The 11,487-nt window shown below is 60.6% G+C and carries 11 protein-coding genes and 1 pseudogene; 11 read left to right on the top strand and 1 reads right to left on the bottom strand.

The genetic code is table 11. The annotated features are described in order from the left end of the window. The 5 genes and pseudogenes from OXG98_04975 to OXG98_04955 all read left to right on the top strand — a co-directional run. Nucleotides 1-592: SufD family Fe-S cluster assembly protein (locus OXG98_04975; GenBank protein MCY3771356.1), on the top strand; the 592-nt coding region annotated here is incomplete at its 5' end. A gap of 50 nt (nucleotides 593-642) precedes the next feature. Next, on the top strand, nucleotides 643-1,407 hold the full coding sequence (gene sufC / locus OXG98_04970) for a Fe-S cluster assembly ATPase SufC (protein MCY3771355.1): 765 nt from the start codon (nucleotides 643-645) through the stop codon (nucleotides 1,405-1,407). Nucleotides 1,408-1,435: 28 nt separating this feature from the next. After that, nucleotides 1,436-2,806, top strand: a complete 1,371-nt coding sequence (sufD, locus tag OXG98_04965; GenBank protein MCY3771354.1) for a Fe-S cluster assembly protein SufD — start codon at nucleotides 1,436-1,438, stop codon at nucleotides 2,804-2,806. A gap of 31 nt (nucleotides 2,807-2,837) precedes the next feature. Beyond that, a complete protein-coding gene (locus OXG98_04960; protein ID MCY3771353.1) occupies nucleotides 2,838-3,152 on the top strand; it encodes an iron-sulfur cluster assembly protein in 315 nt (104 codons plus the stop codon). A 33-nt stretch (nucleotides 3,153-3,185) separates the two neighbouring features. Continuing rightward, nucleotides 3,186-4,494: pseudogene (locus OXG98_04955) on the top strand (cysteine desulfurase). A gap of 106 nt (nucleotides 4,495-4,600) precedes the next feature. Here the strand turns inward: OXG98_04955 and OXG98_04950 are convergent. Continuing rightward, nucleotides 4,601-5,578 carry a phytanoyl-CoA dioxygenase family protein gene (locus OXG98_04950; GenBank protein MCY3771352.1) on the bottom strand — a complete coding sequence of 326 codons (978 nt, stop codon included), beginning with the start codon at nucleotides 5,576-5,578 and terminating at the stop codon, nucleotides 4,601-4,603. A gap of 224 nt (nucleotides 5,579-5,802) precedes the next feature. Here OXG98_04950 and OXG98_04945 point away from each other — a divergent pair, with 224 nt between their 5' ends. The 6 genes from OXG98_04945 to OXG98_04920 form a co-directional block, all read left to right on the top strand. Beyond that, nucleotides 5,803-6,588 (top strand): phytanoyl-CoA dioxygenase family protein, encoded by a 786-nt coding sequence (locus OXG98_04945; GenBank protein MCY3771351.1) that lies wholly within the window; start codon nucleotides 5,803-5,805, stop codon nucleotides 6,586-6,588. 142 nt (nucleotides 6,589-6,730) lie between these two features. Beyond that, nucleotides 6,731-7,069 carry an STAS domain-containing protein gene (locus OXG98_04940; GenBank protein ID MCY3771350.1) on the top strand — a complete coding sequence of 113 codons (339 nt, stop codon included), beginning with the start codon at nucleotides 6,731-6,733 and terminating at the stop codon, nucleotides 7,067-7,069. 95 nt (nucleotides 7,070-7,164) lie between these two features. Continuing rightward, on the top strand, nucleotides 7,165-8,322 hold the full coding sequence (locus tag OXG98_04935) for a SpoIIE family protein phosphatase (GenBank protein MCY3771349.1): 1,158 nt from the start codon (nucleotides 7,165-7,167) through the stop codon (nucleotides 8,320-8,322). Between the two features lie 8 nt (nucleotides 8,323-8,330). Beyond that, entirely contained in the window at nucleotides 8,331-8,756 is a 426-nt protein-coding gene (locus tag OXG98_04930; protein MCY3771348.1) for an ATP-binding protein, read from the top strand. Then, nucleotides 8,753-9,967 carry an ABC transporter substrate-binding protein gene (locus OXG98_04925; GenBank protein MCY3771347.1) on the top strand — a complete coding sequence of 405 codons (1,215 nt, stop codon included), beginning with the start codon at nucleotides 8,753-8,755 and terminating at the stop codon, nucleotides 9,965-9,967. Before OXG98_04930 ends, OXG98_04925 begins: the two co-directional genes overlap by 4 nt. Then, nucleotides 9,964-11,487 (top strand): HAMP domain-containing protein (locus OXG98_04920; protein ID MCY3771346.1); only part of this gene is annotated, 1,524 nt, incomplete at its 3' end. The genes OXG98_04925 and OXG98_04920, both read left to right, overlap by 4 nt.

The raw sequence follows: 11,487 nt of genomic DNA, 5'->3' as shown, positions 1-11,487 counted from the left end.
CTTCGTGACCAAGCGCGGGGCCTGCAAGGGCGATAACAGTAAGATCTCGTGGACGCAGGTGGAAACCGGCTCCGCCATCACCTGGAAGTATCCCAGCGTGATCCTGCAGGGCGACCATTCCATCGGCGAATTCTATTCCGTGGCGCTGACGCGCAACAAACAGGCGGCCGACACGGGAACCAAGATGATCCACGTGGGGAAGGACACGCGCAGCACAGTGGTCTCCAAGGGGATATCCGCGGGCAACGGCCAGAATGTCTACCGGGGACGGATCCAGGTCCTGAAGAAGGCGGACGGGGCACGGAACTACACCCAATGCGACTCGATGCTCATAGGCGACCGCTGCGGCGCCCATACTTTTCCCTATATCGACGTGGGCAACAACACCGCGAGCGTGGAACATGAAGCCTCCACGGCCCGGATCAGCGAAGATCAGCTCTTCTACTGCAAGACCCGGGGCATATCCACCGAAGACGCCATTTCCATGATCATCAACGGATTCTGCAAGGAAGTCTTCCAGGAACTGCCGATGGAATTCGCCGTGGAAGCGAAAAAGCTCCTCGGGATCAGTCTCGAAGGCAGCGTGGGATAGCGAACGGCCGGTTTGCGGCCGATGCATCATAACAGGAGAAATCGAAAAAGATGGCTTTATTGGAAATCAGGAATCTGCGCGGCGGCATCAAGGACCAGGATATCATCAACGGGATCGATCTGACCGTCGATCGGGGCGAGGTGCACGCGATCATGGGGCCCAACGGCTCCGGCAAGAGTACGCTGGGCAAGATCCTCGCCGGCCACGAGGAATACGCGGAAACCGGCGGGACGGTACGGTTCCAGGGCAAAGATCTGTTCGAGCTCACCCCCGAGGAGCGGGCCAACGAAGGCATGTTCCTGGCCTTTCAGTACCCGGTGGAGATCCCCGGCGTCAGCAACGCCTATTTCCTCCGGGCGGCGTTGAACGAACGCCTGAAGTACCGCGGCGAACCGGAGATGAGCGCCGGCGCGTTCCGGAAGTTGCTGAACGAGAAGATGAAGCAGGTCGACATGGACCCCGAACTGGCCAGGCGTCCCGTGAACGAGGACTTCTCGGGCGGCGAGAAGAAACGCAACGAGATCTTCCACATGGCCGTGCTCGAGCCGACGCTCTCCATCCTGGACGAGACGGATTCGGGACTGGATATCGATGCCATGAAGATCGTGGCCCACGGCATAAACCATCAGCGCACGGCGGAAAACGCGATGATCGTCATCACCCACTACCAGCGGCTGCTGGACTACGTCGTGCCGGACTATGTCCACGTCATGTACGACGGCAGAATCGTGAAGTCCGGCCATAAGGATCTCGCCTTCGAACTGGAGGAGCGGGGCTACGAATGGATCCGCGAGGAAGTGGAAGCAGCCGGCTGATTAACGCCAGGGAGCATGGAACAACGAAATGACGGAATCACTGAAGCAGGCAACGCCCAGTCGATACACCGCGTTCTACGACACCTTCGATCGCATCCGGTCCCTGGATGCGCCGCTCTGGCTGCACCGGATCCGTTCGGACGCCATGAAGCGCTTCAGGGCGCTCGGGATGCCGGTCGCCCGGGAGGTTTCCTTCCCGCTCCGGGAAGACTGGATATACACCGATCTGCGAACCATTGCGGACACATCCTATCATGCGGAGCCCGCGGAATCGGAACTTGATGAGGACGCGCTGGCTCCCTACGAGTTCGGCGAAAACGACTGGCACCGGCTGGTGTTCGTGAACGGTGCGTATTCCTCCGTCTTGTCGCGCGAACATGACCTGCCCCACGGCGTCGTGGTACGCAGCCTTGCCGATGCGCTAGTGGAGCATCCGGAACTCGTTCATCCGCACCTCGCACGCCATGCCGATTACGAAGGTGCCGGGCTCACGGCATTGAACACGGCCCTTTTCGAAAACGGCCTGTTCGTCTACGTGCCGCGCGGCGGGCTCCTGGAAACCCCGGTACACGTGCACTATGTCACCACCGGATTCGAAACCCCGACGGCCACGCAGCCACGCACGCTCATCGTGGCGGGCGACGGCGCAAATCTCAAGGTGGTCGAGAGTTATTCCGGCATGACGGATCAGGCATACCTCACCAACGCCGTAACGGAAATCTCCGTGGGGCGGGACGGCCACGTGGACCACTACCGGATCAACCGGGAAGGTGCCGGGGCCGCCCATCTGTCCACCACGCAACTCCACCTGGAAGGCAACGGCCGGATCTCCACCTTCAACATGAGCATGGGCGGCGCGTTGACCCGGAACGACACGAACGCCCGGCTCGCGGGCGAACACGCGGTGGTGCGCATGAACGGTCTGTTCCTGGTTACCGGCAATCAGCATGTGGATAATCACACGGCTATTGATCACGCCGTGCCGAACTGCGACAGCTACGAAGTGTACAAGGGCATACTGGACGGCCGGTCCCGCGGTGTGTTCAACGGCAAGGTGTTCGTCCATCAGGATGCCCAGGAAACGGACGCCAAGCAGCTGAACAAGAACCTGATGCTCTCGGCGGACGCAATGATACACACCAAGCCGCAGCTCGAAATCTACGCGGACCAGGTGAAATGCACCCACGGCGCCACCGTGGGCCAGCTCGACGAAGACCAGATATTCTACCTGCGGACCCGCGGCCTGTCCCACGACAGCGCATGCCACCTCCTCACGTACGGGTTCGCGGCCGACCTGATCCGGCGCCTGAGGATCGACGCCGTCCGGTCCTCGCTGGATACGCTTTTCGAAACCACCATCCGGAATCTTTCGACGGCCCAGGGCCAGGCGGGAAGATAGCGGATACATCCACGCGCACAGGAGTTCAGGGATGGATACGGATGCCGTTAAAGAGCAGATTGTGGACGTATTGAAGACGTGCTACGATCCGGAGATCCCGGTCAATATCTACGAAATGGGACTCATCTACGAAATTGACGTACAGCAGGACGGCATGACGAATATCAAGATGACGCTCACTTCACCGAACTGCCCGGCGGCCCAGTCGCTCCCCGCCGAGGTGGAGACCAAGGTGAAAGCCGTAGACGAAGTGTCGGACGCGCTGATCGAAATCGTCTGGGAGCCACCCTGGCATATCGACATGATGACCGAAGACGCCAAGCTCGAACTCGGCATAGACTACTGATCGCATACGGTTATCGCATCCGGTTAAGGAATCATGGAAGAAGTGCTGGTTGAAACCCCACGCAGACTCGACGAGGCGGTCCGCCGGTCCGATGAACACGCCCGGCGATTCCGTGGCGATTTCCCTATTCTGGACCGGAAGGTCCACGGCAAGCCGCTGGTCTACCTGGACAACAGCGCCACGTCGCAGAAACCCCGGGTGGTGCTCGACGCCCTGGACGATTACTACACGCGGCTGAACGCCAACGTGCACCGGGGACTCCATACGCTGAGCGAGGAGGCGACCAACGCCTACGAAGACGCCCGGGAACGGGTGGCCCGCTTCATCAACGCGCCGGCCCGGAACCTGGTCTTCGTGCGCAATACCACCGAGGCCATCAACCTGGTGTCCGGCGCCTGGGGACGAAAGAACGTCAAGGCGGGGGACGAGATCGTACTGTCCGTCATGGAGCACCACAGCAACATCGTGCCCTGGCAGATGCTCGCGCGGGAGACCGGGGCGGCGCTCCGGTATTTCGACATACGCGAAGACGGGTCGCTCGACATGGACCAGGCCGACCAGTTGATCACGGAGAAGACCCGCATCGTTTCCCTCGCGCACATGTCGAACGTGCTGGGCACCGTCAATCCCATCGAAACCATCGTGGAGCGGGCCCACGACGCCGGCGCGCTGGTCTTCGTGGACGCCGCCCAAAGCGTACCGCACATGCCGGTGGACGTAGCGCGGCTGGGTTGCGACTTCTTTGCCTTTTCAGGCCACAAGATGTGCGGTCCGACCGGCATCGGCGGATTGTACGGCCGGGAGGAACTGCTGGAAGCGATGGATCCCGGAGGAGCTGCTGGAAGCGATGGCCCCCTACATGGGGGGCGGGTCGATGATCGACGAGGTCCGCCTGGACGGTTTTTCCTGCGCGGACATACCGGAGAAATTCGAGGCGGGCACGCCCAACATCGCCCACGCCATCGTATTCGGGGTCGTGGTGGACTACCTCTCCGCCATTGGAATGGAGCAGATACATACCCATGAAAGGGCGATCACAGACTACGTGATCGGGCGGCTGGAGGAAATAGAAGGGCTGACCGTCTACGGCAGCGCGCCGGGGCGGGGCGGCGCCGTCTCCTTCAACCTGGACAACATGCACCCCAGCGATCTGTCCACCGTGCTGGACCGGCAGGGCGTCGCCATCCGCGCCGGCCACCACTGCGCGCAACCCCTGATGCGCCGCCTCGGTACACCCTACGGCGCCACGGCGCGGGCAAGTGTGTACTTCTACAACACCTCCGAAGAGATCGATACCATGATCACCGCCATCCACAAGGCGCGGCATCTCTTCGGCGCCTAGGCGTTCGGCAGTCCGACGCGCCGAATCCGGCAATCCGACGTGCCGAAAACCGGTTAACCCGGTCTCCGGCTCCCCAGATCAATTCCCCGGCTTGAGGTGAGTTCGTTCAACGCGATACCATGACGCCCTTCACGGTCGAGGTGGGCATGTCGCCCATCATGCGCGCCGGACGCATGCCCCCGGCCGTTTCCCTGGGGTTGAGGGCGTCGCACGGCGTGCCGAAACTCGGCATGGCGTAGGGCAGGTGGGAGTTGCCTCGCGCCAGGATATGGAGGTTGTTCGCCGACGGTCCCTCGAAGTCGGCGCCATGGTTCCACGGCACCCAGGACCGCGCGTTGCAATAATGGCCGACGAAAGCCCGGCGGAATCGCGTACCGGTCCGGTTCGCATGCGACCTGTGCAGGAGATGGCCGTGAATGAACAGGACATCGCCCGGCTCCATGCACGCGGCTACCTCCCTTTCATGGTATTTCGCGGCCACCGGTGCCAGCCCGTTCAGGGATTCGTCCGTTGCGCTGGCGCCTTCGATTACGCCGAGGTCCTCGATGGATCCGTCGGCGTGATTCTGGCCCAGCTTGTGCTCGTCCGGATAAATCGGTTCGTGATGCGATCCCGGAATGACCATCACGCAGCCGTTTTCTTCATCCGCGGGATCCACGGCCAGCCACGAACCGATCAGCGTATCGGGATAGGTTGGAATGTAGTACGAGTCCTGGTGAAACCCCTGGCCTTCGCGCCCGGGCGGTTTGAGGAAAAGCATGGTCTGGAGCGCCAGCACGTCCGGACCGGCCAGGGCTTCGAGCACATCCAGGATCCGGGGTTGCAGCAGGTACTTTTCATGCAGTTCATGCTTCCGATGGAGCATGTGTATGCGCAGCCAGTGCTGCCCCATCTGTTCGGAAGTCAGTCCCGGCGGCGGCGGTTCGACGCCGTCGATGACGATCCGGCCGCTCATCAGTTCCTCGGTATGGCGGCGTATCTCTTCCACCTCGGCGTCCGGCACGAGCCCCCGGACGACCAGGTAGCCGTCGTGCTGATAGTCGATATAGTCCTGGACACCAATTCGATAGCGGTCAGTCGACATGGTTATCTCCTTGAATCCGTGAATATCGGACAGGACAGAGGGTTTCTTACGGATCAGTAAATATAAATTAACGCTTCGTTTTGAAAAGAGGTTGAAAATTCTTGACCGGATGGTTCATTATGTTATTTGTGCGAAATACCGCACTGTGACGTTTATTGTTGTTGTTTTTAGGAACTTGGACTATATATGAGTAATTCGATCCAATTTCCGGGTTCTGCGAACACATGAATCCAAATCACATTGGCGCCGAAGAGGTTGAGTTCTTTCAGGAGAATGGCTATCTACAGATTCCGGGATTCTTCTCCAGGGAGGAAATGACGGAACTGGGATACGCGCTGGACAAGACGATAGCCGACAAAAGAGAACGTATCCTGGGCAGTGGACGCGAGACTGACGACGATTACAACCGCGTCTTCAACCAGATGGTCAACCTGTGGGTGGATTACGAGGTTATCCGCAAGTATTCCTTCGATGCGCGGCTGGCGGAAATTGCGCGGAAGGTATCGAATTGCAAACGCCTGGTCATATACCATGATCATGGATTGATCAAGCCCGGCGGTGAGCGCAGCAAGGCAACCAACTGGCATCAGGACGCGCCGTACTGGCCCATGGATCAGGTCGGCGCTTTGTCGGCCTGGATCGCCGTGGACGACGTGACGGTGGAAAATGGCTGCATGCAGTTCATCCCGGGATCGCACAAGTTCGGCCGGCTGGCGCCCGTGGCCTTGAGCACCGAAGGGGCGAGCGTACTGAAAGACCTCGAAGGTACGGATATCGAGGTCGAGCCCGTCGTGATGGAAATGGAAGCGGGCGGCGTTACCTTTCATCACGGATGTACGTTCCACTACGCTACGCCGAATCGCACCCCATCGCCGCGGAGAGCCCTGGCCATCATCTACATACCCGAGTATGTCAATTACAACGGTCGATGGGACGCGGGTGGTGACCAGGGTTTGAAACCGGGCGAGCCCTTTGGAGGACCGTTGCATCCCATTCTCGCTTCGGGTTGAGACCGCTGTGCACGACTGGAATTGACTGGTGCGTTGAACCGAACCCCGAGTCGGTCGCGCATCACAGTTGGACCAATGGAGTAAACAAAGCTGATTTCGCCGGAAACGGCAGTTTTCTAAACCTGTAAAGGGGGTTGGTTTCATGGAGATCAGTATCGACCGAGCAAATGAAGTACTGATTGCGAAGGTTGAAGGTCGAATTGATGGCGCCAACGCACGGGAATTCGAAGATGCGCTCAACGGCGCCATCGCGGAAGACGACAGCAAGGTGCTGCTCGACTTCGGTGCGTTGTCCTATATTAGCAGCGCCGGCCTGAGGGTCATCCTGCTGATCGCACGATTGCTCCAGAAGCGGAATGCCGCGTTCGCGCTGTGTTCGCTGTCGGACCCGATTCGGGAAGTCTTCGAAATCAGCGGGTTCGACAAGATCATTTCCATCCACTCTACCCAGGCGGAAGCCGTGGAGAAGATCGGCCAGTAAAGCGTCCGTTCGTGCCGACCGCTTCACGGCGTACTGTTCATTCGACACACCAGCGTGTCGGTCGTCGAAGGGATTCGCCGGATTCAAGGGGTGAAATGACGCAGACATCATATAAACTTCTTATCGTGGACGATGAGCCGGATCTCGAACATCTCATGCGGCAGCGGATGCGCCGCGACGTCCGCTCCGGTCTCTATACGCTCTATTTCGCCCAGAACGGCGTGGAGGCCCTGGAGCGCCTGAACGAGGTTCCCGACATCGACATGGTCCTTTCGGATATAAACATGCCCCGGATGGACGGCCTCACCCTGCTGGCGCAGATTCCGAACATAGCCCCCGACATCCGCGCCGTGGTGGTTTCCGCCTATGGGGACATGAAGAACATCCGGACGGCCATGAACCGCGGCGCCTTCGATTTCGTTACCAAGCCCATCGATTTCCAGGATCTCCGGGTTACCATCGAACGCACCCTGAAGAACATGGAGCAGTGGCGTGAAGCCCTGGAATCCCGGGACAAGCTGGTCAGGCTTCAGAACGAATTGAACGTGGCCAGCCAGATGCAGCAATCCATCCTGCCGACCGAGTTTCCCGATTCCGACCGCTGCCAGATCTTCGCGAACATGGAACCCGCCAGGGAGGTCGGGGGAGACTTCTTCGATGTTTTCCCCCTGCCCGGCGGGCAGATTGGCCTGGCCATCGCCGATGTATCCGACAAGGGTGTCCCGGCCGCGCTGTTCATGATGTCGAGCCGGACCCTGCTGAAGGGATCGGCCATCGGGGCCATGGCGCCCGGAGCCGTCCTGAAAGAAGTCAACAATCTCCTTACCGAGGAGAACGAGGCGGCCATGTTCGTCACGACCTTCTACGCGGTCTACACCCCCGAGACCGCCCAGGTGGCCTACGCCAACGGCGGGCATAATCCCCCGTTGGTGGTTCATCCCGACGGCAGCTCGACGTTGCTCCCCGGAACCGACGGGGTTGCCCTCGGGGTTTTTCCCGGTATCGATTTCGATCAGTCGGCCGTCGAGCTTTCTGCCGGCGACCTCCTCGTTCTCTACACCGACGGCGTTACGGAAGCCATGAATGCCGACGGAGAGGAATTCGGCATGGAACGCCTGCAGGAAGTATTCTCGGCATCCCGCCCCGAGACCACCGAGGCTGCGAACAGGGCCGTTTTCAAGGCGGTCCACGACTTCGCCGGTGAGACACCGCAGTCCGACGACATTACCTGTGTCACCGTCCTGCAGCGCTAGGGATATCCATGAGCAAAAGACTGTCCCTTTGCCTACCTACAAAGCTCGACCAGCTGGAACGCATTTACGAGGCCGTGGATGAGCTCGGCGAGTCCGAAGAATGGCCGCCGGGCATGGTATACCAGGTTAAGCTGGTCCTCGAGGAACTGGGCGTCAATATCGTCACCCATGGCCACGGTAACGATCCGGATCATGAATTCGAGATCGTGCTGGACTCGGATACCGACGCGCTGACGATCGAGTTGCGGGACGAAGGGCAGGCCTTCAACCCCCTTACGGACTCCGCGGAACCGGATATCGAGTCCGGGCTTGACGATCGGGCCGTCGGCGGTCTGGGTATCTACCTGGTCCGAACCATGATGGATGAACTGAGTTACCGCCGGGAAGACAACAAGAACATCCTGACGATCGTCAAGCGGAAGGACAATGAATGAGACGAACGCGCGACCACTGGGCGGTCGCCATGCTACTCGCCCTGGGTGCGACGGCGTTCTCTCCCGCTTTACCTCTCGAATACAGCGGCGCCAACGCCTCCCAGGTTGAAGAGCCCGGCGTATCCGGCGAACGCATCCTGTTCGGACAGTCTGCCGCATTCAGCGGTCCGGCCCGGGAGCTCGGCCGGAACATGAATCTCGGCATCGAGGCGGCCTTCGAGGAAGTCAACCGCCGGGGCGGCGTGCACGGACGACGGCTCGAGCTGATTACCCTCGACGACGCCTATGAGCCGGAGGCCGCCATTGCGAATACCCGGAAGCTGATCGAGGACGAAGCCGTATTCGCACTCATCGGCGCTGTCGGAACCCCCACCTCCCGTTCGGCCGTTCCCATCGCATCGCAGGCGGGCGTACCCTATATCGCCCCGTTTACCGGTGCGATTTTCTTGCGGGACGACACGGAAACCGGCGTGATCAACCTGCGCGCCTCCTATTACCAGGAAACCGAGGAAATCGTCGACCGGCTTTCGCGCGATCTCGGCATCACGCGCATAGGCGTAATGTATCAGAACGATTCTTTCGGCAGAGTAGGTTATCGGGGCGTCAGGCTTGCGCTGGAACGCAGGGGCCTGGATCCGGTGGCGATCGGCGTGTATCCGAGAAACACCACGGCGATCAAGGCCGGCCTGCTCGATCTGCAACGTGGAAAGCCGGACGCCGTTGTCGTCATCGGCGCTTACCAGCCGGTTGCGACGCTCATTTCATGGGCGCGGCGAGTGGGATTCAATCCGGTCTTCGCTACGATTTCCTTCGTTGGAAGCAATGCCCTGGCCGGTGAATTGGGCCCCAACGGCCGCGGCGTCCTGGTCTCGCAGGTCGTCCCCTTCCCCTCGGCCGGCAATATCGCCATCGCCGTTCAGTACCGCCGGGCGCTTTCCGCGCATGCACGGAACGCGGCCCCTGGATTCGTCTCATTCGAAGGATACCTGGCCGGCCGGCTGGTGATCACAGCCCTTGAGGGTTGCGGGCCGGACGTAAAGCGGACCTGTCTCGTGGAAAGTCTGAACCGGGCGGGCACCATCGATATGGGCGGTCTGCGTCTCGAATTCGGCGAGGGCGACAACCAGGGCTCCGACGCGGTCTTTCTCACGGTGATCGGGACGGATGGCCGTTACCATCCCATCAACACCCTTCGGGACGTGATGCCATGATCAAGCAGTGGCTGCTCTGGTTGTACGACAAGGGTCCGTCCCGGATTTCGGGACAGTTGTATCTGGGCATCGGTACGGCGGTAGCGCTCACCATGATGACCAGTATGGTCGCGTGGTTCGCCTTCAACGAGGTCGGTGAAACCCAGCGTGAGGTGAACGAGGTAGCCGTCCCTGAAATCGCCGCGGCCTTTGGCGTGGCACAGCGGAGCGGAACCCTGGCGGCCGCCGCCCCGCGTCTGGCGGCTGCGGAGACGCCCGAAGCCTTTGAAGCCGTGACCGCGAGCATTGCCGAAGAACGGGAGAGCTTCGCGGTGCAGCTGGAAGCGATCGCCGGCTACGGCATGGAAAATGAACGCTTTCAGCGAATCAGCGAAAGCGGCAACACGCTGATGTCCAACATCGGCATGATCGAGGAATCCGTGGCGCGGCGTTTCGTGCTCGAAGAACAGAGCCAGTCGCTGCGCCGGGAACTGGAGCGACTCCAGCTCCAACTGGCCGGCATCCTTGTCCCGGCCCTGGACGACCAGTTGTTCTACACGGCCACGGGTTACCGGAACATCGATGAACCCGCGGCGCCGCGTACCGAGTATCTTTCCGAGGTGGAGCTCCAGCGATACCATCATCTCGCCGAGCTGCAGGCCGAAGCGACCGTCAGCACCCGGATCCTGTCGAACGTCTTCAACCTCGTGGACGCCGACCGGCTGGAGCCCTTGCTCGAGCGGTTCGAATCGGCCAGCGGGGGAGTCGAAAGGAGCCTGGCCGGCCTGGACACGGCGCCTTTGCGGCAAAGACTCGAACCCGTATTTGCCCAGTTGTTCGAGCTGGGCAGCGGCGCTGGACAGATCTTTCAGATTCGTGCGGAGGATCTTGAACTTCTCGCCCAACAACGCACGCTGATCGAAGACAATCGCAACATAGCCGTCGAACTGGTCGCCGAGGTGGAAAGTCTCGTGAATTCCGCGCAGGCAAGCACCCAGGCCGCGACGGTCGCGTCGACAGAGACGATCCAGGTGGGCCGGCAGTTGCTCCTTGCGCTGAATGCGGTCAGTCTGGTCGGTGCGTTGCTGATCGCGTGGTTGTTTGTCGGAAAAGTCCTGCTGCGTCGCCTGGAGTTTCTGTCGGAACACATGCGGCGCATGGCGGGGGGCGATTTGAAACAGAAGGTGGAATTGGACGGGCGCGACGAGGTGGCGGACATGGCCTCCGCCCTCGAGGTGTTCAGATTGCATTCGATCGAAGCGCAGCGGCTGAACCTCGTGGAAAAACTCGCGGAGGAACTGAGCGGCAAGAACGACGAACTGGAGAAAACGCTGGGCGAACTGCGTGTCGCGCAGGACCAGATCGTCATGCGGGAAAAACTGGCGGCCCTCGGCGAACTCACCGCGGGCGTCGCCCACGAAATCCAGAATCCGTTGAACTTCGTGAAGAACTTTGCGGAGTCCTCGTCAGAGCTGCTGGAGGAACTGCAGGAAGAACTGCCGGAAAGCGGGGGCACACTCGATGAAGAGCAAAACGATGTA

The organism is Gemmatimonadota bacterium (assembly GCA_026706345.1).
Lineage (GTDB): Bacteria > JAAXHH01 > JAAXHH01 > JAAXHH01 > JAAXHH01 > JAAXHH01.
Note: the sequence above shows the minus strand (reverse complement) of the source record. Positions and strands in the feature narration are given on the sequence as shown.